General features: G+C 63.1%; 15 protein-coding genes and 3 pseudogenes. 14 read left to right on the forward strand and 4 right to left on the reverse strand.

Annotated elements, in window-relative coordinates; all coding sequences use genetic code 11:
- Nucleotide 1 precedes the first annotated feature (1 nt).
- The 9 genes and pseudogenes from AC4P1R_RS24065 to AC4P1R_RS24105 all read left to right on the forward strand — a co-directional run.
- Nucleotides 2–1,468: a monovalent cation/H+ antiporter subunit D family protein gene (locus AC4P1R_RS24065; RefSeq protein ID WP_151612988.1), complete on the forward strand. Its 1,467-nt coding sequence runs from the start codon at nt 2–4 to the stop codon at nt 1,466–1,468.
- The gene (locus AC4P1R_RS24070; RefSeq protein ID WP_151612989.1) at nt 1,465–1,719 is read left to right on the forward strand and encodes a hypothetical protein; all 255 of its coding nucleotides are present in this window, start codon (nt 1,465–1,467) and stop codon (nt 1,717–1,719) included. The genes AC4P1R_RS24065 and AC4P1R_RS24070 overlap by 4 nt, the downstream gene beginning before the upstream one ends.
- Nucleotides 1,712–3,487: a Na(+)/H(+) antiporter subunit D gene (locus AC4P1R_RS24075; protein WP_492178099.1), complete on the forward strand. Its 1,776-nt coding sequence runs from the start codon at nt 1,712–1,714 to the stop codon at nt 3,485–3,487. The genes AC4P1R_RS24070 and AC4P1R_RS24075 overlap by 8 nt, the downstream gene beginning before the upstream one ends.
- A gap of 8 nt (nt 3,488–3,495) precedes the next feature.
- Nucleotides 3,496–4,971 (forward strand): NADH-quinone oxidoreductase subunit M, encoded by a 1,476-nt coding sequence (locus AC4P1R_RS24080; RefSeq protein ID WP_492178100.1) that lies wholly within the window; start codon nt 3,496–3,498, stop codon nt 4,969–4,971.
- Entirely contained in the window at nt 4,968–6,407 is a 1,440-nt protein-coding gene (locus AC4P1R_RS24085) for an NADH-quinone oxidoreductase subunit N (RefSeq protein ID WP_492178101.1), read from the forward strand. The genes AC4P1R_RS24080 and AC4P1R_RS24085 overlap by 4 nt, the downstream gene beginning before the upstream one ends.
- Before the next feature lie 135 nt (nt 6,408–6,542).
- Nucleotides 6,543–7,412 (forward strand): tyrosine-type recombinase/integrase, encoded by an 870-nt coding sequence (locus tag AC4P1R_RS24090; RefSeq protein ID WP_492178102.1) that lies wholly within the window; start codon nt 6,543–6,545, stop codon nt 7,410–7,412.
- A 9-nt stretch (nt 7,413–7,421) separates the two neighbouring features.
- Complete coding sequence (locus AC4P1R_RS24095) at nt 7,422–8,585, forward strand: IS91 family transposase (protein WP_492178103.1); 1,164 nt, start codon at nt 7,422–7,424, stop codon at nt 8,583–8,585.
- Between the two features lie 406 nt (nt 8,586–8,991).
- Nucleotides 8,992–9,460 (forward strand): annotated as a pseudogene (locus tag AC4P1R_RS24100) (helix-turn-helix domain-containing protein); the annotation flags it as partial.
- Between the two features lie 528 nt (nt 9,461–9,988).
- Nucleotides 9,989–10,594, forward strand: a pseudogene (locus AC4P1R_RS24105) (reverse transcriptase domain-containing protein); the annotation flags it as partial.
- A gap of 18 nt (nt 10,595–10,612) precedes the next feature.
- Here AC4P1R_RS24105 and AC4P1R_RS24110 read toward each other — a convergent pair.
- Nucleotides 10,613–11,802, reverse strand: a protein-coding gene (locus tag AC4P1R_RS24110) for an IS3 family transposase (protein WP_106407708.1) whose coding sequence is annotated in 2 segments (ribosomal slippage) — nt 10,613–11,550 and nt 11,550–11,802 — 1,191 coding nt in all. Because the reading frame shifts where the segments join, the coding sequence is not laid out codon by codon here.
- Between the two features lie 51 nt (nt 11,803–11,853).
- Between AC4P1R_RS24110 and AC4P1R_RS24115 the strand changes: the two genes are divergently transcribed.
- Both AC4P1R_RS24115 and AC4P1R_RS24120 read left to right on the forward strand, forming a co-directional pair.
- Nucleotides 11,854–12,522 carry a group II intron maturase-specific domain-containing protein gene (locus AC4P1R_RS24115; RefSeq protein WP_492178104.1) on the forward strand — a complete coding sequence of 223 codons (669 nt, stop codon included), beginning with the start codon at nt 11,854–11,856 and terminating at the stop codon, nt 12,520–12,522.
- Between the two features lie 80 nt (nt 12,523–12,602).
- A pseudogene (locus AC4P1R_RS24120) lies at nt 12,603–13,097 on the forward strand (IS630 family transposase); the annotation flags it as partial.
- A 26-nt stretch (nt 13,098–13,123) separates the two neighbouring features.
- Here AC4P1R_RS24120 and AC4P1R_RS24125 read toward each other — a convergent pair.
- The 3 genes from AC4P1R_RS24125 to AC4P1R_RS24135 form a co-directional block, all read right to left on the reverse strand.
- Complete coding sequence (locus AC4P1R_RS24125) at nt 13,124–14,107, reverse strand: L,D-transpeptidase family protein (RefSeq protein WP_492178105.1); 984 nt, start codon at nt 14,105–14,107, stop codon at nt 13,124–13,126.
- Nucleotides 14,108–14,231: 124 nt separating this feature from the next.
- Complete coding sequence (locus AC4P1R_RS24130; protein ID WP_492178106.1) at nt 14,232–15,482, reverse strand: NAD(P)/FAD-dependent oxidoreductase; 1,251 nt, start codon at nt 15,480–15,482, stop codon at nt 14,232–14,234.
- Between the two features lie 5 nt (nt 15,483–15,487).
- Nucleotides 15,488–16,870 (reverse strand): aminotransferase-like domain-containing protein, encoded by a 1,383-nt coding sequence (locus AC4P1R_RS24135; RefSeq protein ID WP_492178107.1) that lies wholly within the window; start codon nt 16,868–16,870, stop codon nt 15,488–15,490.
- A 260-nt stretch (nt 16,871–17,130) separates the two neighbouring features.
- On the opposite strand from AC4P1R_RS24135, the gene dctP reads away from it, so the two are divergent.
- From dctP to AC4P1R_RS24150, 3 genes are all read left to right on the forward strand, one after another.
- On the forward strand, nt 17,131–18,135 hold the full coding sequence (gene dctP, locus AC4P1R_RS24140) for a TRAP transporter substrate-binding protein DctP (RefSeq protein WP_492178108.1): 1,005 nt from the start codon (nt 17,131–17,133) through the stop codon (nt 18,133–18,135).
- A gap of 70 nt (nt 18,136–18,205) precedes the next feature.
- Nucleotides 18,206–18,784: a TRAP transporter small permease gene (locus AC4P1R_RS24145; protein ID WP_492178109.1), complete on the forward strand. Its 579-nt coding sequence runs from the start codon at nt 18,206–18,208 to the stop codon at nt 18,782–18,784.
- Entirely contained in the window at nt 18,781–20,088 is a 1,308-nt protein-coding gene (locus AC4P1R_RS24150) for a TRAP transporter large permease (protein WP_069456729.1), read from the forward strand. The genes AC4P1R_RS24145 and AC4P1R_RS24150 overlap by 4 nt, the downstream gene beginning before the upstream one ends.
- Nucleotides 20,089–20,125: the final 37 nt, after the last annotated feature.

Genomic DNA, 20,125 nt, shown 5'->3' on the forward strand with positions numbered 1-20,125 from the left:
CTTGGACCCCGTCATATCGATCCGGCCGCTCATCGCCATTGCCATTGCAGGCCTGGCCGCCCTCGCCATCCTCCTTTTGCACAAGCAGGAGAAGCTGCGCGATCTCGTTTCGCCCGTGGCCGCGCTCGCCATGTTCGTAATCGTCATGTCGATGGCACCGACGGTGCTTTCGGGCGGGAGCGTCGAATTGCGCCTGTTCGAAATCCTGCCGGGGGTCGACTTCGCCTTCCGCGCCGATGCGCTCGGCATGGTTTTCGCGACCGTCTCTTCGCTTCTGTGGATCCTGGCCGCATTCTATTCGATCGGCTACATGCGGCATTTGCATGAGCACGCGCAGACGCGGTTCTTCGCCTGTTTCGCCACAAGCCTCGCCGCGGCAGTCGGCGGCGCTTTCGCCGCTAACCTGTTCACGCTGGTCATATTCTACGAACTGCTCAGCCTCGTCACCTATCCACTCGTCTACCACCACGAGGACGAAGAGGCGTGGAAGGGAAGCCGCAAATATCTCGTCTATCTGATGGGCGCCTCGAAAAGCGCTCTTCTCGCCGCGCTGGCGCTCACCTACCACATAGCGGGCTCGCTCGATTTCATGGCCGAGGGGATGCTGACCTCAGGCGATGCCTCTGCGGCGCTGCTGACGGTCGTCTATTTCTGCTATCTCTTCGGCTTCGCCAAGGCGGCGGTCATGCCCATGCACGCCTGGCTGCCGGCCGCGATGGTGGCGCCGACACCGGTCAGCGCGCTGCTGCATGCAGTGGCTGTCGTCAAAATGGGCGTCTTCTGCGTGCTCCGGGTGGTGTTTCACGTTTTCGGCGTCGGGCTCGTTGGGGAGCTCGGCCTCGGCGTCGTGACGGCCTATCTGGTGTCCTTCACCATCGTCGTCGCTTCGGTCTACGCGCTGACGCGGGACGACTTGAAGGCCAGGCTCGCCTATTCGACCGTCAGCCAACTCTCCTATATCGTGCTGGGCGCGGTCCTGTTGTCGCCGGTTGCGATCACCGGCGGCATCATCCACATCGCCGCGCATGCCTTCTCCAAGATTACGCTCTTCTTCTGCGCCGGCTCGATCTATTGCGCCTCCGGCAAGCGCAACATCAGCGACATGGCCGGAATCGGCCGCAGGCTGCCCTGGACCATGGGGGCGTTTTTCGTCGCTTCGCTCTCCATGATCGGCGTGCCGCCGACCGCGGGCTTCGTCAGCAAGTGGTATCTGGCGCAGGGATCGGTAGAGGCGGGGGAGATGGCGTTTCTCGCAGTGCTGCTGGTGAGCTCGGTGCTGAACGCCGCCTATTTCCTGCCGGTCAGCTATGTCGCCTTTTTCGGTGAAGCGGCCGCAGGGGAGGGCGCCGCGACGGTCCGTGAAATACCGCTGGTCACGATTCCGCTGGTCGTGACCGCAATCCTGTCGGTGCTGATGGGCATCTTCCCCGGCTATTTTCTCGCGCTCGCGCAGGGAGTGACCCGATGATCAAGCGTGTTGTCGGCTTCTTTGGTGACAAGGAAAATGCAGGGCTGCGCCGCCGGCTGTTTTATCTGATCCTCGTGCTGATCGTCGTTGCCGATTTCCTCGTGCCGCGCGAGCACGCCGAATTCCTCTGGGACCGCCTCCCCGGCTGGTCGGCTCTTTACGGCTTCGGCTCCTGCGTGCTGCTCATCTTCGTTTCCAAATTCCTCGGCCATCGTGGGGGCCTGATGCGGCGCGAGGACTATTATGACTGATTTCATCCATCCAGCCCTCCTCTTCATCCTCGGCGCTCTGCCGATCCCCTTCCTCAACGGACTGATCCGCAAGATCTATCTCGTACTAATCCCGGCACTGGCGATCCTCGCCGTCGTCGCAATGTCCCCGGGCAGCTACGGCGAGGCGCAATTCATCGGTCAGGGCATTCTGGTCGCGAAGGTCGACAGGCTCAGCATCGTGTTCGCGACCGTCTTCACGATCATGGCGCTGATCGGCATGGTCTATGCACTGCATCTGCCACGCGCCGGTCAGCATGTGGCCGCTTTCGTCTATGTCGGCAGCGCGCTCGGCGTGGTCTTCGCCGGTGACTACCTGACCCTCTATCTTTTCTGGGAGGGCATGGCCTTTGCCTCCGCCTACCTGATTTTCGCGGGACAGGGAAACCGCGCGATCCGCGCCGCGTTCCGCTATCTGATGGTACACGTCACCGGCGGCGTTGTCCTGCTCGGCGGCATCCTTCTCCACGGGGCGGCCACGGGCTCGCTGTCGTTCGGCCCGATCGCCGGGGCGGAGATCGACGGGGACCTGGATCCCGGCGCCTATCTGATCCTTTGCGGTTTCCTGCTCAATGCCGCGGTGCCGCCGCTCAATGCCTGGCTGACCGACGCCTATCCGGAGGCGTCCGTTACGGGCGCGGTGTTCCTGAGCGCCTTTACCACCAAGACTGCCATCTATGTGCTGGCACGCGTGTTTCCGGGTGTCGAACTTCTGGTGTGGCTCGGCACCGTGATGGCGCTTTACGGCGTCATCTACGCCGTTCTGGAGAACGACTGCCGGCGGCTGCTCGCCTACCACATCGTCAGTCAGGTCGGCTACATGGTCGCGGGCGTAGGCATCGGCACCGAGCTGGCGGTGAACGGCGCTGCCAGCCATGCCTTCGCCCACATCCTCTATAAGTCGCTGCTGTTCATGGGCGCCGGCGCGGTGATCTACGTCACCGGCCGCCGCAAGCTTACCGAGCTCGGCGGGCTCTACAGGACCATGCCGGTGACTGTGGCGCTCTACATGGTCGGCGCCCTTGCAATCTCGGCCTTTCCGTTCTTCTCCGGCTTCGTCACCAAGTCCATGGTGGTGGCGGCCGCCGGCGAGGATCACCGGGCGCTGGTGGTGCTGGCACTGACCATGGCCTCGTCGGGAACCTTCCTGCACACGGGGCTCAAGCTTCCCTATTACATGTTCTTCGGCACCGACCGGGGGATCGAGGCGCGGGAGCCGCCCCGCAACATGCTGGTTGCCATGGGCATGGCAGCCGTGCTCTGTATCGCAATCGGGGCTTTCCCGGCGCCGCTTTACGCCCTTCTGCCCTATCCAGTCGACTTCGAGCCCTATACGGGCCAGCACGTCACCGAGAGCCTCGGCATTCTGATGTTCACGGCTCTCGGCTTCGTCATCTTCTTGAGGGCTCTCGATCCGGAAAATACCATCAGCATCGACACCGACTGGTTTTACCGCAAGGGTGCCCGCTACTTCATGTGGTTCGCCGAAAGGCCGCTTGCGCGCTATGAGAAGGCGGTAAGCGACGTGTCCGAGACGGCGGTATTGCCCTTCCTGCACAGGTCTGCGCGTGCGGGACTGCGGCTCGATCTCTATGGTGTCGACGGTGTGGTAAACGGCATTGCCCATTCGATCTTCAGCGGCGGAGGCGTGCTCCGGCGGCTGCAAACCGGGCTGGTCACCCATTACGCGCTGGCAATGGTCGCCGGCCTGATCGCGGCCATTCTCGTCTTCGCCGTGGTATGGCGGTAGGGGGTGCGATGGGATTTCCGCTCCTCAGCCTTATCATACTCACACCGGCCACCGGCGCAGCGGTGCTGATATTTCTGCGCAGCGACGATGCGGTGCGGTGGACGGCGCTCGGCGTTACCCTCGTCGACCTTGCGCTCACGGTGGTCCTGCTCGCCGGCTTCGATACCGCGACGCATGAGATGCAGTTTACCGAGGCTCGCCCCTGGGTTCCGGCGCTCGGGATCACCTATGCCCTTGGCGTCGACGGGATAAGCGCGCTCTTCGTATTCCTGACCGCGCTGTTGGGCTCGGTTTCAGTGCTTGCCTCCTGGCTCGCGATCGAGCGCCGGGTGAAGGCATTCATGATCAGCTTGCTCGCCATGCAGGCGCTGATGCTGGGGGTCTTCACAGCGCTCGACCTGTTCCTGTTCTACGTCTGCTGGGAGGCGATGCTGATCCCGATGTACCTGATCATCGGGGTGTGGGGCGGCGAAGGCCGGGTTTATGCGGCGCTCAAGTTCTTCCTCTACACGCTGGCCGGCAGCCTTCTTTTCCTGGTCGGCGTCGTCGTGCTCTATTTCCAGGGCGGCGAGACCTTCGACATGCTCGTGCTGATGCAGCAGGATCTGCCGTTCGGTGTACAGTCCTGGCTGTTCTTCGCTTTCCTGGTCGCCTTCGCCGTCAAGGTGCCGATGGTCCCGGTCCATACCTGGCTGCCGGACGCGCATGTGCAAGCGCCGACGGCGGGAAGCATCATTCTCGCAGGCGTGCTCTTGAAGATGGGCGCCTATGGATTCCTGCGGTTCTCGCTGCCGATGCTGCCGGAAGCCACGCTCTATTATTCGACGCTGATGCTGGCGATCTCGGCTCTTGCGATCGTCTATGGCGGCTTCCTGGCGCTGGCGCAGGACGATCTGAAGAAGCTGGTGGCCTATTCCAGTATCAGCCATATGGGTTTCGTGACACTCGGGATCTTCGCGCTGAACGCCCGCGGACTCGAGGGCAGTATCCTGCAGATGTTCAACCACGGCATAACGACAGGCGCGTTGTTCCTGTTCGTCGGCCTGATCTATGAGCGGACCCACACGCGCAGCATTGCGGAATATGGCGGACTGATGAAAGTGGCGCCGGTCTATACCGCCTTCCTCGCCCTGTTCACCCTCTCGTCGATGGCGTTGCCGGGAACGAACGCCTTCGTCGGCGAGTTGCTGGTGCTTTCGGGCGCCTTCGGGGCGAATCTCGCCTTCGGCGCGGTCGCCATTCTGGGTGCGACGCTGAGCGCGGCCTATCTGCTCGGCATGTACAGGAAAGTCGCGCTCGGTCCAGTCCGTGTCCGCGCCGGGCCGACGCTGCGCGACGTCAACGCCCGCGAAATGGCGGCGATCCTGCCGCTTGCCGCCTTCGTGCTTTGGGTCGGGCTCTATCCGAAACCCTTCCTCGACATCATCGACACATCGGTGACGCATCTGCTGGTCGAGGTGCAAAGCAGGGGGAGGAGCCAATGAGCGCTGCCGTGTTCTACCAGTGGGTGCTGGCGAGCCTGCCCGAGATAGTGGTGGTCACCGGCGCGTGCATCCTGTTGATCTTGGGACAGCTCATCCGCAGGGGACAGGAACATCTGATCGTCTGGGCTTCCGTAGCGGTCGTGCTGATTGCCGCTTTGGCAACATTCCTGCTGGCGGGCGAGGTGCGGCCGGCCTATTCGGGCATGTTCATCGTCGACCGCTTCGCGGTCTTCTTCAAATTCGTATTTTACCTCGCCACCGTGCTCACATTCCTGCTTTCGCGGAAATATGCCGACATCGAGGGGATCGGGATCAGCGAATACTACGTGCTGCTGCTCTTTTCGCTCTCGGGCATGATGATCATGGCCTCGGCGACCGACCTCCTGTCAATCTATGTCGGCCTGGAACTGATGGTGCTCTGCACCTATGTGCTGACCGGCTTCCTGCGGCGGGAGCGACGATCGAACGAGGCAGCGCTGAAATATGTGATCCTCGGCGCCGTCTCGACCGGCATGTTCCTTTACGGCGTTTCGCTGGTCTACGGGCTCACCGGCACGACGGCACTTGACGGGATGGCCGCGGCGGTGACCGGCGGCCGGCGCGATCCCGCGCTTCTGCTTGCGGTGGTCTTCGTCGTCGCCGGGCTCGTCTTCAAGATCGGCGCGGTGCCGTTCCATATGTGGTTGCCGGACGTCTATGAAGGCGCGCCCACCACGGTGACCGCCTTCATGTCGGTGGCGCCCAAGGCCGCAGGCTTTGCGGTGATCCTCAGGGTATTCCTCAATCCGCTGGTGGCCGCCTCGGATGTCTGGATCATCGTCGCGGCGATCGGTGTCGTGACCATGGCGCTTGGCAGTTTTGCCGCGCTCGTGCAGGACAATTTCAAGCGGCTTCTAGCCTATTCCAGCATCGCCCATGCCGGCTTCGCCATCCTCGGCGTGGTGGCCGGCGGCCCGGCCGGGATCGCCAGCGTCATGCTCTACCTGCTGATATACGCGTTCATGACCCTCGGCATCTTTGCCGTTGTGGTGATGATGCGCAACGGCGACTTCTCCGGCGAGGCGATTCCGGACTATGCGGGCTTCGCCAAGTCGCATCCGGGGCTTGCGTTCCTGATGCTGCTTTTTCTCTTCTCGCTGGCCGGCATTCCGCCGACGGCAGGGTTCTTCGCCAAGTTCTACGTTCTGGTCGCGCTCGTCGAACAGGGCTTCGTCGCGCTGGCGGTGGTCGCGGTGCTGTTGAGCGCCGTCGCCGCCTATTTCTATATCCGGGTCGTGATGGTGATCTACATGCGCGAGCCGGAGCGGTCCTTTGATCCGGCGCTGACGCCCTCGGTGCGCGCCACGCTCGCCCTGACCGCCGCCGGCACCATCGGCATCGGCCTGTTTCCCGCGTGGTTTCTGAGGCTTGCACAGACGTCGGTGTTCGGCGGCTAGAGCGGTTCCGGTTTTGACGGAATCGGAGGGGGATTGAACTAACCCGCTGACGCGGGAGAGGTGGGCATTGGAGGCGCGGTCTCCTGATGGGATGTTGGGGTGTTGAGAACCAACCCCTGACCAGGAGACCGACCGATGACCGACGCCCCGGCAGCGGTGAACCCGCTGCGCCGCCGCATGATCGACGACATGACGCTCCGCAACCTGTCGCCGGCCACGCAACGATCCTACCTGCATGCCGTGACAAAGTTCAGCCGTTATTTTGGCCGTTCACCGGATCGACTGGGGCTGGAGGATGTGCGCGCCTACCAGGTGTACCTGGTGTCGCAGGGCATCTCCTGGCCGGCGCTCAACCAGACGGTTTGCGCATTGCGCTTCTTCTACGGCGTGACGCTGGACCGGGCCGAGATTCCCGAGCGGATTGCCTATGCGCGCACGCCGCGCAAGCTGCCGGCGATCTTGAGCGCCGACGAGGTCGTGCGGTTTCTCGAAGCGGTACCATCCCTGAAGGCGCGCACGGCGCTGACGGCCGCCTATGCCGCGGGCCTGCGCGCTTCGGAGGTGGTGAGCCTGAAGGTCGCCGATATAGACAGCCAGCGCATGGTGATCCAGGTCCGGCACGGCAAGGGCGCCAAGGATCGCACGGTGATGCTCTCGTCGCAGCTGCTTGGCATCCTGCGCGTCTATTGGCGGCTGGCGCGCCCCGGGGACTGGCTGTTTCCCGGACGCGGCGACAAGCCGATCGATGTGCAGGTGCTTTATGCCGCCTGCCGTTCGGCGACCAAGGCGGCGGGATTGACCAAGCGGGTCAGCGTGCACACGCTGCGGCACAGCTTTGCCACCCATCTGCTCGAGAGCGGCGTCGATATCCGGATCATCCAGGTGCTGCTCGGCCACACCCACCTGTCGACGACGGCGCGCTACACGCAGGTGGCGACAACCACGATCGCCCGGACCGAGAGCCCGCTCGATCGGTTGCGCCTCGAGGTGGTGCCGCCGGCCTGAGATCGCGCCATGCGGCCAGCGCTGGAGGTGGCGGAGATCTTCCGCCGCCATGGCCTCGCCTATCGTCGTGTCCATGACGGTCATCTCGGCCGGGGGGAGCGCCGCGTCATGGCGGCGATCGAGCTGTGCCGAACGGCGGCGCTCGGCGGCCATGTCGAGACCTGCGACGACTGCGCCTTGAGCCGCGTCGCCTATAATTCGTGCCGCAACCGCCACTGCCCCAAATGCCAGGGTGCCGCGCGCGAGCGCTGGCTCGCCGACCGAGAGGCCGATCTGTTGCCGGTGCCGTACTTCCATGTCGTGTTCACCATGCCGGCCGAGATCGCCGCGATCGCCTATCAGAACAAGCGGCAGGTCTATACAATCCTGTTCGAGGCTACCGCCGAGACGCTCAAGACCATTGCCGCCGATCCCAAGCATCTCGGTGGCGAACTCGGCTTCCTTGCCATCCTCCACACCTGGGGGCAGACGCTGACTCATCACCCGCATCTCCACTGCCTCGTACCCGGCGGCGCCTTGTCCGCCGACGGCGGACGCTGGATCGCCTGTCGCCGCCGCCGTTTCTTCCTGCCGGTCCGGGTGCTCTCCCGACTGTTCCGCCGCCTGTTCCTCGAGCGCTTGCAGGCGGCACAGGCGGCCGGAGGCCTGCATTTCTTCGGCGCCCTCGAACCGCTTGGCGACGGCAATGCCCTGGCCCGGGCGCTGCGTCCGCTGCGCAAGAAGCGCTGGGTCGTCTATGCCAAGCCGCCGTTCGGATCGCCCGAACAGGTCCTTTCCTATCTCGGCCGCTATACCCACCGCGTCGCCATCGCCAACAGCCGTCTCGTGAGCGCCGACGACACCGGCGTGACCTTCCGCTGGCGCGATTATCGCCATGGCAATGCACCGCGCTCCATGACGATGGCGCCGCACGAGTTCATCCGCCGTTTCCTGCTCCACTGTCTGCCCGACGGCTTCCACCGCATCCGCCACTACGGTTTCCTCGCCAACGGCATTCGCCGCACCCGGCTCGCAATCATCAGGCGATTGCTGGCCGATGCCCCGCCGGAGCGCCGCCGGGCCGAAGGTTGCCAGCGCGCGCCCTTCGATCCGACCGTCTGTCCCTGCTGCGGCGGCATCCTGCGCATCACCGCCAGGCTGCCGCCAGCGCGGTTATGGCCCGATACGTCATGAATAGCCGCCGCGCCCATCGCTTCCGACAGCCTTGCCGCACCGGCCCTCGTCGAGGCAAGGCGGAGCTGTGCCCCCTGCGCCATCCCGGGCGGGATCGGGGCTGTCACCAGCGCGCCCAAGCCCCCGGGCAGCCCCGCCGCGCCAGCGCAGGACGCCGCCCCACTGCGGCATCACCCTTGCCGCAACGGCGCGCACCATCAATACCGGCGCGCCAAGCTCAAACGCCGCAGCACTAAATCCATAGCGCCGTGCCAGCGTCAGCGGGCCAGTTCAATCCGGCTTCAATGAGGTCGCGCATCGCGTCCGGTCGCCAGCGCATCCCAGCGCGACCTCACAGAACCCTCCAGATTCCGTTTTAGTCCGTTTTGTGATTCAAGATGCTGGCTGGAGAGGAGGCCAGCATCGGATGACGCGACCTCTATCCAATGATCTTCGTGAACGAGTTGTTGGCGCCATTTCAGCGGGCGAAAGCTGCCGATCGGTGGCGGCTCGTTTCGGCATTGCCGTATCGTCGGCGGTGAAGTGGTCTCAGCGCTACCGTTCGAGCGGGTCCGTGGTGCCCGGCAAGATGGGCGGTCACCGCAAGCATGTGCTGGAGCCGCACCGTGCGTTCATCGCGGAGCGGATCAACCAGACGCCGCATTTGTCGCTGCATAGGCTTAAGGAAGAGCTGGCGGCACGTGGGGTGAAGGTGTCGCACGATACGGTCTGGCGGTTCCTGCGCCGCGAGGGGCTGCGGTTTAAAAAAAACCCTGTTCGCCCTTGAGCAGGCCCGTGCCGATATTGCCCGCCGGCGGCAACGCTGGCGCTCCTGGCAGGCCGGACTCGATCCGAGACGGCTGGTGTTCATTGACGAAAGTGTGCTGCAGAGCAGCGGAAGGAGTTCAATATGAACTGAGACCGTGGCGTAAAGCTGCGTAAATGATGGGGGACGGCCCCCCGAGATCGGCTTTCAGGAGCGGGTCTCAAACCAGTCCGAGCTGCTGCGGTAAAGAGCCGTGGTGGTGAGCGTCGGATGAAAAGTTCGGACGAGATCCGAGCAGGTACGTGTCCGAAAGACGAACGAAAGTGAACCCTCCGAAGACGCGCCGTTATGAATTTAAGCGTCGTCGAAACCAGGACTGTTTCGTCATCCTGGGACAAGTCCGCCGGGTGCCTGATGACTGGGCGGGCGGCGACCGGCGTAGAGGGGGCGTGAGTCGGATACAGGCTTTTACGCGGAACTGCAGGAACCAGGCTCCTGATGCCAAGGGAGAAGCCCAAGCGGAGAAACCGCAAGGCGAGAGTACCGATGCAGGAGACTGGGGCGGACCGATCCGTATGAGCGTTGAGGGCTCTGTAATGGGGCCGGAGCAAAGGGATCGGATCAGGTGGTCGTATTGCTTGGAACAACTGGAAACAGGATGACTTCGATAGGTACGACAGACAAGCCGTTTCGAATTGAGAAACGGCGAGTGTACGAGGCTTACAAAGCGGTCAAAACCAACCGTGGCGCAGCCGGGGTGGACGGTGAGACCTTGGAGATGTTCGAGAAAGACCTTGCAGGAAACCTCTACAAGATCTGGAATCGGATGTCTTCGGGGACTTACTTTCCGCCGCCGGTGCGCGCCGTCTCCATTTCGAGGAAGACTGGAGGGGAAAGGATTTTGGGTGTGCCGACGGTCAGCGATCGGATCGCGCAGATGGTGGTCAAGCAGATGATTGAGCCGGATTTGGATTCCCTCTTTCTTCCGGACTCCTACGGGTACAGGCCGGGAAAATCGGCTCTGGATGCCGTTGGGGTGACGCGTCAGCGGTGCTGGAAGTACGATTGGGTTCTGGAATTCGACATCAAAGGGCTGTTTGACAACCTTCCGCATGATCTCTTGCTGAAGGCGGTCAGAAAGCACGTTAAATGCAACTGGGCTCTGCTCTACATCGAAAGATGGCTGGCCGCGCCTATGGAAAAGAACGGAGAAGTCATTGAGCGAACGCGCGGTACCCCGCAAGGGGGCGTGGTTAGCCCGATCTGACCTGCCACCGAAGTTTCATCCAGCGGCGACTAGAGCCCCGGCGGTTTTGAATACGCCAAGTGGCGCGGTGGGAGCAACCGGCGGAAACGCGTAGCCTTCATCTTGCGCAGCGTTGGAGCCGGTTGCGGCGATGGTCCCGGCAAAGTCTGCCGGGGTTTTGTATCCGAGCGAGGAGTGCGGCCGGAAATGGTTATAATCCTCAGCCCATTCAGCAATGGCGCTTCGGGCATGATCGAGGCCAAAGAACAGGCTTTCGTTGAGTAGCTCGTCGCGCATGCGCCCGTTGAAACTCTCGACATAGCCATTCTGCATCGGCTTTCCTGGCGCGATGTAGTGCCATTCGACCTTGTGATCTTTCGACCAGGCAAGGATGGCATTCGACGTGAGTTCGGTGCCGTTGTCGGAGACAATCATTCCTGGCTTGCCGCGTCGTTCGATCAGCGTCGTCAGTTCTCGGGCGACACGCCGACCAGAGATAGACGTGTCCGGGATCGCTGCCAGGCATTCGCGCGTCACATCGTCGACGACGTTGAGAACTCGGAAGCGTCTGCCGCAGGCAAACTGGTCATGCACGAAGTCCAGCGACCAGCGGGCGTTGGCCTTCGCCTCGACCAGGATCGGTGCACGCGTGCCGACGGCACGCCGCCGGGCTTTCCGCTTGCGAACGGAAAGACCTTCCTCCCGATAGAGCCGGTAGATGCGGTTGACGCCGGACGGCTCTCCGTCCCGCCGAAGCAGGACGAACAGTCGCCGGTAGCCGAAACGCCGTCGCTCATTGGCGAGGTCGCGCAGCTTCGCCCGCAATTCTACCTCCGGCGGTCGACTTGACCGATAACGGATCGTCTTGCGGTCGGCGGATATGATCTGGCAGGCCCGCCGCTCCGAGAGGCCCATGACGGCCTTCAGATGCGTGACGGCTTCACGCTTGGCGGCAGGCCCTACCATTTTTTTGCAAGAAGCTCGCGAAGTGCGGCTGCATCCAGCATCTGTTCGGCCAGCAGCTTCTTCAGTCTCGCGTTCTCGTCCTCAAGCGCCTTCAGCCGCTTCGCCTCGGAGACTTCCATGCCGCCGTATTTGGCTTTCCAATTATAAAACGTCGCTTCTGAAATTCCGTGCTTGCGGCAGAGGTCGGCCACCTTCGCGCCAGCCTCCTGCTCCTTCAGCACCGCAATAATCTGCTCTTCCGTAAATCTCTGCTTCTTCATACGTCCGTCCTCAGTGGGCCGGACTCTAATCCATTCTGGAGGAAATTCTCGGTGGCAGGTCAGATCTTGTCGAATCTCTTCCTGCATTATGCGTTTGACGTCTGGATGACCCGGACACATCTGGATCTTCCATGGTGTCGGTATGCGGACGATGGTCTGGTGCACTGCCGGACCGAGCAAGAAGCAGAGGCCCTCAAGGCCGAGCTTCAAGCCCGGCTGGCAGCATGTGGACTTGAGATGCATCCGACCAAGACCCACATCGTCTACTGCAAAGATAATCGGCGCCGAGCGATGTATCCGGCTGTCAAATTTGACTTCCTTGGATACCAGTTCCGGCCGCGACAGGTGGCGACGTCACAGCGGAATGAGTTCTTCTGTGGCTATACCCCAGCGGCCAGTCCGACGGCGCTCAAGTCGATGCGGGCCACGATCAAAAGCTTGAACATTCCGCGGCAAACGCCGGGGACGCTGGCTGAAATCGCCAAACAGATCAATCCGCTCCTCCGGGGATGGATTGCCTATTATGGGCGGTTCAGTCGTTCGGCTCTGTTCTCTCTGGCTGACTACGTCAATCGGAAGCTCAAGGCCTGGATCATGCGAAAGTACAAGCGCTTTCGGTTCCACAAGACTCGGGCGTCGCAGTTCCTGCGGCAACTTGCCCGAGACAGGCGGGACCTCTTCGTACACTGGCAGGCGTTCGGAACGAACACGTTTACCTGATGGGAGCGGTGTGAATCGAGAGGTTCACGCACCGTTCTGCGAGAGGCCGGCAGGTGAAATCCCTCCGGCCTACTCACCCCTGGATCAAGACCAACATGGCGCCGCTCTATGGCTGGGGGCCACGCGGCAGGCGCCTGCGCGGCTTTGCCCCGCACGGCCACTGGCGCACGCTGACCTTTGTCGGCGCTTTGCGCCACGACCGGTTGGCAGCGCCTTGCGTCTTCGACGGACCGATCAATGGTCGGTGTTTCCGCGCCTATGTCGAACAGCAGCTCGTGCCCGTGCTCGAACCAGGCGACATCGTCATCATGGACAATCTCGGCTCGCACAAGTCGGCGGCCATCCGGCAGATGATCCGAGCCGCCGGCGCAAGGCTCTGGTATCTGCCGCCATACTCGCCCGATCTCAATCCGATCGAGCAGGCCTTCGCCAAAATCAAACACTGGATGCGGGCGGCTCAGAAGCGAACCGTCGAGGAGAAATGGCAATACCTCGGCAGCCTTGTCCCCTCACTCCAGCCCGACGAATGCAGCAACTACTTCGCCAACGCCGGATATGCTTCCGTCAAAACCTGAAACGCTCTAAGCAGGTTCACGCATCTCTACTCGACGAACTCGACGGCGACTCCCGGCTTGACCATAGCAGCCAGTTCCTCGGCATCCCAGTTCGTCAGACGAACGCATCCATGTGATCCGGCCTTGCCGATGAGGGACGGTTCCGGCGTGCCGTGAATCCCGTAGGTCGGCTGCGTCAGGTCGATCCACACGCTTCCTACCGGGTTGTTCGGCCCAGGGGGCAGCGTCAGGCGCTCGCTGTTGTCGCCCTGCTGGAAGTTGACCGTGGGATTGTAGACGTAAGGGGGCATCCGGGCGACTCCCTTGACTTTGTGGATGCCCGACGGTGAAGGCGTTTCGTCGCTGCCAATCGTTGCGGGATAGGCGGTCAGCAGCGAACCGTCGCCCGCATACGCCAGGACTTGGCCCGCCCTCTTGCGAACTTCTATACGTTCGACCGAGCCCTCCTTGGCAAGCCCGGGCAGAACGACCGAAACCGTGTCTCCGACGGCAAATGACGAGCCGGGATTAAGGGCCTTGAGAAGGTCGATGTCCATGTGAAAACGCTCGGACAGTTTCTCCGCTACGCTTGTATATTCAAGGCGATCCATCTTGGCTTGCGTCGAATAGTCTTCGGGAATGCTGTCGACGAGATCCCTGGCATCTTCGTCCGAAACGACGTGGCTCCCGACGCTGGCCGCGTCATCCGACAGGCGGGCGAGGACGTCCTGGTCCAGCGTTCCGTCGACGGGCAGACCTTGCATGGCTTCGAATGCCTTGACGGCTTTGGTGACATTGGCGCCGTCGTAGCCGTCGATCACGCCGGGAGATGAACCCGTACGATCCAGGAGAACCTGGAGACGAATGATGGACGGATCGGGGCGTGGTGAACCATTCGACGGTCGCTCCGACTGGGCAGAGGCGATGGGCGCATTGTTGATGTCTTCCGGACGAAGCTCCTGAGCACTGGCCGTGGTGCAGAGGGCCAGCATCAGGGATGCGGCGGGCGAGATCATGTTCTTCATGAACATGAAATCTCTTGCGACCGAGCTTTGTTCCACCGCGCTGCTGCATGTCTCCTTACTGTGGGCGCTTGATACGACGCGCAGCGCTGTAGTGGAGACTACGCCGCTCGGGCCCAGGTTGACGAGAACGTCAATGGAACCGACAAGGCGAGATGCCTGCCTGAGGCCCGGACGGATTTTGGCCGGCCAGAATGCGTTCTACGAGATTGGCCGTTACCGGTGCCAGCGTCAGGCCGAGATGACCATGGCCGAAGGCATAGATGACATCGTTGCCCTGCTTCGACGCCCCGATGACCGGGATCGAATCCGGCATGGACGGGCGGAAGCCGAGCCATTGGCGATCGGGTTTGCCGAGATCGGGGAACACCGCCTTCGCGCCGCGTTCGAGCAGCGCAATGCGTCGCGGATTGAGCGGCGCGGCGAGGCCGCCGAGTTCGACCGTGCCGGCGACGCGCAGACGTCCGGCCATCGGGACGAGGTAGAAACCGCGGGCGGTGGGGCAGACCGGTCGGGAAAGAGGCGGGGTCTCCATATCGTATTCGACGTGATAGCCACGTTCGGTATCGAGCGGGACAGGATCGCCGGCCTGAGCCGCGAAGCGTCGCGAATAGGCACCGGCAGCGACAACGACTGACCGGGCGCGGCGGCGCCTGCCGTCCGCGCATGAGACATGCACGCCTCCGGTCTCTCGCGTGATCGCCGTCGCCTCCGTGCGGATGATCTCGACGCCGGCCGCCTTCACCGCCTCGGTCAGCCGCCGCATCATGGCGGCGGGGTCCGTCAGGTTGACGGCGTCCGGGAAGAAAACGCCGCCACCCTCGAAAGGTGGCAGAGCGGGCTCGAGCCGGCGCACATCATCCGGCGAAAGCGTCTCCTGCACGATGCCGAACCGCTTCCGCACGGCGATTTCGCCCATCGCGCCGGCAAGGGCTGCCGGACTGTCGTAGAGATAGAGGCAGCCGTTCTGCCGGAGGAGATCCTCTGCGCCGATCTCGGCAGCGAGATCGAGCCAGGCGGACAGCGAATCTGCGAGCAGGGCGGCGATGACGGTGGCGTTGCGTGCCGCATTGCCTGGCAGGGATTGCCAGGCGAACCGGAGCAGCCACGGCATGAGGGCGGGGATCGCCGTATGCCGTATCGCAAGAGGGCTGTCGCGATCGATCAGGAGTCGCGGCAGGTTTTTCAGGACCGAAGGCGTGCCAACGGGCATGACGGCATAGTTGGCGATCGTCCCGGCATTGCCGTAGGATGCGCCGGAACCGGGCTCGTGCAGGTCGAGGATCGCGATATCGCGCCCGTCGGCGGCGAGTTGCAGCGCCGTGGCGAGGCCGACGACGCCCGCGCCGATGATGATGATCTCACGCTGCGTCGTCTCGGCCATCGGCGTCAGATCATCGTATCGAAGAGACGGCGCCCGCCCGACAGGACTTCACGCAGTGCCTCAAGCGCATGGCGAAGGCTTGCGCGCGACCGGGCGGCGCCGACATTGATGCGGACGGCATGGGCGATGGAGTCCCGGCCGACCGCGAAGACCTCGCCCGCGAGCACGCCGACGCCCACCTGGCTTGCGGCGCGCGCGAAAGCATTTCCATGCCAGGGGTCGGGAAGCTGCAGCCAGAAATGGGTGGCAACGTCGTCGGTCATGAGGTCGAAGTCGGCCAGAACCTCGCGCACGATCGCCTGGCGTGCGACGAATTCGGCACGCTGCCCCGCGATCACGCTCGAGACCAGTCCGTCCTCGATCATCCGGGTTGCCACGAGCGCATTCAGCGGGCTGGTGCTCCAGCAATTGATGCGCAACATGGCCGCGATATCGCTGACCATGGGCTTGGGTGCGATGACGGCGCCCAGGCGAAGACCCGGCGCCACGCATTTCGACAGGCCTCCGACATGGATGGTGATGTCGGGATCCGACAGCACGAAGGCGGGCGGCGCATCCTCCTTCAGTGGACGATAGACATCGTCCTCGATGATCAGCAGCCGGTGCTTGCGGGCGATCGCGGCGAGTTGGGCTCGCCGTTCGGCAGCAAGCGTGATGGTGGTGGGGTTGTGCAGGGTCGGCACGAGGAAGACGGCACTCGGATTGTGCGCGACGCAGGCCTCCTCGAAGGCGTCCGGTCGCATGCCGCCGGCATCCATGGCGACCGGCCGCAAGGTCAGGTCCAGCGAGCGGCAGAGCGCTCCGATCCCCTGATAGGTGATGGCGTCGGCCAGAATGCTGTCGCCCGGCCGGGCGAAGGCACCAAGCACGCAGGCCAGCCCATGCTGCGCGCCATTGGTCATGATGACCTGCGCCGGGTCGTTCGTGCCGGAAACCGGCGCCAACCAGGCGGCGAGCGCCTCACGCGCCCATGCCGGCCCTTCGGGCGCGTGGAAATCCTGAAGCGCCGGGTAGCGCCGGTCATCGGCCAGGTGCGGCATCAGGGCCGCGAGGGCTTCGAGATAGCCCGCCGTCGCAGGGCGGTTCACCGAAAGATCGATGAAACCCTGCTCCTCGACCGGCGAGGACTTGAAGCTCGCAGTGATCGACGGATCGGCAATGATCGAGCCGCGCCCCGGTCGGCTTTCGACCAGGCCGCGCTGCTGCAGGTCGGCGAAGGCGCGCGTGACCGTGGTCAGATTGACGCCTGCCATGCGAGCGATGTCGCGCTGCGGCGGCAGCCGGTCGCCGATCGAGAGTCGCCCCTCATTGATCTCGCTTGCGATACGGTCGGCGATCTGTCGGTAGATCGGCACATCGCCGGGCGCAAATTTGAGTTTTTCGAACATTGCTCGTCAGAAGCCTTTCCCGCTTTGTATGACTTGTGCCACATGTCGACTGTTGATGCAATGCCATACAACAAGAGCATTTCCGGCTATTTTAGGATAGAATTCACCTGTCCGGCATTAAATCAATCGTTTTCCCTGATTGACGATCGGACAAATACAGTGTTAGCTCTAAAAAAAATACGGATTGTATGACCATACAATAAGGGGCCAATCGTTCGGCCGGCTGGTCTGCCGGCCACGCAAACGGAGGAGTAACTATGATGTCTGATGCCATGAAACCGTCGGTGCGGGTTTCGTCCCTTGCCGCGGCGTTGATGTTCGCCAGCGTTGCGCATGCCGAAACGATACGGCTGTCGACGCTGAAGCAGCCCGGGTCCGAGGGCGAGGCGGCCGCTCTGAAATTCGCCAAGCTCGTGGCGGAGCGCACGGAGGGGCGGATAGAGGTAAAGGTCTATCCGGCAAGCCAGCTCGGGGATTGGACCGAGGTGTACGAGCAGGTCATGCAGGGTGCGGTGGACATGGCGATGCAGCCGCTGGCGACTGCCGACGACAAGCGGCTGGCAATTACCTGGTTCCCGTACGCCTTCACCAACTACGAAACAGCCAAGGTATCGCTCTCGCCAGGCGGCGCAGTGTTCAAGATTGTCAATGAGGCCATCTCCGCCAAGGGACTGACGCCGCTCGGCGTCTATGGCGAAGGCATGGGCGGCGCGGGCTTCGCCAAGGCCGTCGAGAACCCGGCCGATCCGGATGCCAAGCACAATCTCAAGGTCCGCGTCTGGCCGGGCGGCACCACGCACAAGGTGCTTCTGGAGCGCTTCGGCTACAACACGGCGACCCTGCCCTGGGCCGAACTCTATACCGGCATGCAGACCGGCGTCGTCGACGGTCAGATCGGCGGTACGGCGAATATGGCGTTGGAATCCTTCAAGGACATCACAAAGACCTGGATCCAGTACAACGACCATTTCGAGGGTGACTGGTTCATCGTCAATTCGGACCGCTATGCAGCGCTGCCCGAGGCTGACCAGAAAATTCTCCTTGAGGCCGCGCAGGAGGTCAGCGCCGAACGGTTCGAGCAGGTGAAGGCGGCGGACGCCAAGGCACTCGAATCAATGCGGGCCGCCGGTATCGACGTCGTGACCTTCGACGACGCGACCTTGGAAAAGCTCGCCGGAGTCGCCCGCGCGGACGTATGGCCGCAGATTGCCGACGAACTCGGCCAGGAAACGCTCGACCAGCTCAAGGCGTCGCTCGGCATGTGATATATGCACAGGGCCCGCCCACGCGCGGCGGGCCCATATCTTCACGGGGTCCTACGGGAGAGGCAGGCTGATGAAGGAAGACGAGGCCAGCGTCGCCGTTGCCGTGCCCGGCAGCATCCACAGCGGCGTGAACACACCTGCATTTCTGTCCGGCCTCGGCTTGAGGCTGTGGAACTCCAAGCTGAAACTTCAGCGCTTCCTGCTGCTTGCCTGCGGCGCCGTCGTGACCGCTTTGATCGCGGTGCAGGTCTTCACGCGCTATGTGCTCGGCATCTCGATCTTCGGCATCGAGGAGCTTGCGAGCTTCGTCGCGGTGTACATGTATTTCATCGGCGCTGCGCATGGCGCCTGGGAGCGCGGCCACATCTCGGCAAGCCTCATCGAGCTCCTCGTGCCCGAAGGGCGTGTCAGGCATGCGATTGCACTTGTCGCCAGCGCCACCACCGTTGTCCTTAGCGGCTGGATGAGCCTGTGGGCCTGGCAATATCTCGCCTTTACGCTGAAGCGCGGCACCATGTCCCTCGAAGTCGGCATCCACATGGGTTGGGTGCACGGCATCATGCCGGTCTGCCTGTCGCTGATGACGCTCTATTTCGCCGTCGAGTTGCTTGAAAATTTTACCCGCATGTTCAAGGGCAGCCGGAAATGAACAGTCTGATCGTCCTCGATGCCCTGCTCTTGACCGTGCTTCTCGTCATCGGCGTTCCCGTCCCGCTCTGCTTTGCCGGTGCCGTGCTCGTGCTGATGCTGTTCGGCGACCTCGGGGCGGCGACTTTTCTCATCGGCGCGGGCTACTCGAAAATGTCGTCGCTCGTGATCATCGCCATTCCGCTCTATATCCTGGCTGGCGGCATCATGAGCCAGGGCGGCATCGCGACCCGGCTGGTCATTCTCGCCGATTCCGTCTTCGGGCGCCTGCGCGGCGGCCTCGGCATCGTCGTTATCATGGCCACGGCCGTATTCGGCGCCATTTCAGGCATGGCCTCGTCCGCCGTGGCGGCGATCGGCACGATCATGATCCCGCGCATGGAAGAGCGAGGATACAGTCGCGGCTATGCGACAGCGCTTGTCTCCGCCTCGGCAGTGCTGGCGTTGCTCATTCCGCCGAGCGCCTCGATGATCCTGTTCGGCTGGGTGACGGGAACCTCGATTCTCGCCTGCTTCCTGGCGCCTGTCGTGCCGGGCCTTCTGCTGTGCGGCCTGCTCGCCTTCTGGAACTTCGTCTTGACGCGGAACATGCCGATCTCCGTTCCGCCGCCTCTTCCGGCACGGGCGGTCGCGCGCGAGGTGGCGCTGTGCACGAAGAAGGCGGCCTTCGGGCTTGCCATGCCCCTGATCATCCTCGGCTTCATCTATGGCGGCGTGACCACGCCGACGGAGGCCGCCGCCGTTGCCGTGGTCTACGCCATCCCGGTTTCGATCTATCTCTACAAGGACATAGGCTGGCGGGATCTCGCAGAGGTCTTCTGGCGGGCCGGACAGACGACTGGCGTCCTTCTCGTCCTCATCTTCTTCGCGGCCATGCTCGCCCGCGTCTGGACGCTCGAAAATGTGCCCCAGCAGATTCTCGACGGCTTCATGAGTGTCAGCGACAACCCGATCGTGCTGCTGCTGCTCGCCAATCTCTTCCTGATGGTCATCGGCATGTTCATGGAGGACGTCAGCGGTATCCTGCTGGCCTCGCCCCTGCTCATGCCGGTCATGCAGCAGGCCGGGGTCGACCCGGTCCAGTTTGCGGCAATCATCGCAACCAATCTCGGCATGGGACTGATCACGCCGCCGACGGCGCCGATCCTGTATTTTGCTGCGCTGATCGGCAAGACGCCGCTTGGCCCGATGCTGAAGCCCACCCTGGTTTTCGTCTTTCTTGCCTATCTTCCCGTGGTGCTGCTGACGACCTTCGTGCCCGAGCTGTCGCTTGCCCTGCCGCGGCTCGTTCTGGGGGCCCCATGAGGCGTCGGGGCCATGTCCGACACCTTGATAGAGGCGC

This window comes from Sinorhizobium sp. Y406, assembly GCF_058732025.1.

Bases quoted from the DNA above. Each gene is read 5' to 3' on its own strand.
- AC4P1R_RS24070 (WP_151612989.1), top strand. From the start codon at position 1,465: ATGATCAAGCGTGTTGTCGGCTTCTTTGGTGACAAGGAAAATGCAGGG.
- AC4P1R_RS24075 (WP_492178099.1), top strand. From the start codon at position 1,712: ATGACTGATTTCATCCATCCAGCCCTCCTCTTCATCCTCGGCGCTCTG.
- AC4P1R_RS24080 (WP_492178100.1), top strand. From the start codon at position 3,496: ATGGGATTTCCGCTCCTCAGCCTTATCATACTCACACCGGCCACCGGC.
- AC4P1R_RS24085 (WP_492178101.1), top strand. From the start codon at position 4,968: ATGAGCGCTGCCGTGTTCTACCAGTGGGTGCTGGCGAGCCTGCCCGAG.
- AC4P1R_RS24090 (WP_492178102.1), top strand. From the start codon at position 6,543: ATGACCGACGCCCCGGCAGCGGTGAACCCGCTGCGCCGCCGCATGATC.
- AC4P1R_RS24095 (WP_492178103.1), top strand. From the start codon at position 7,422: ATGCGGCCAGCGCTGGAGGTGGCGGAGATCTTCCGCCGCCATGGCCTC.
- AC4P1R_RS24125 (WP_492178105.1), bottom strand. From the start codon at position 14,107: ATGTTCATGAAGAACATGATCTCGCCCGCCGCATCCCTGATGCTGGCC.
- AC4P1R_RS24130 (WP_492178106.1), bottom strand. From the start codon at position 15,482: ATGGCCGAGACGACGCAGCGTGAGATCATCATCATCGGCGCGGGCGTC.
- AC4P1R_RS24135 (WP_492178107.1), bottom strand. From the start codon at position 16,870: ATGTTCGAAAAACTCAAATTTGCGCCCGGCGATGTGCCGATCTACCGA.
- dctP (WP_492178108.1), top strand. From the start codon at position 17,131: ATGTCTGATGCCATGAAACCGTCGGTGCGGGTTTCGTCCCTTGCCGCG.
- AC4P1R_RS24145 (WP_492178109.1), top strand. From the start codon at position 18,206: ATGAAGGAAGACGAGGCCAGCGTCGCCGTTGCCGTGCCCGGCAGCATC.
- AC4P1R_RS24150 (WP_069456729.1), top strand. From the start codon at position 18,781: ATGAACAGTCTGATCGTCCTCGATGCCCTGCTCTTGACCGTGCTTCTC.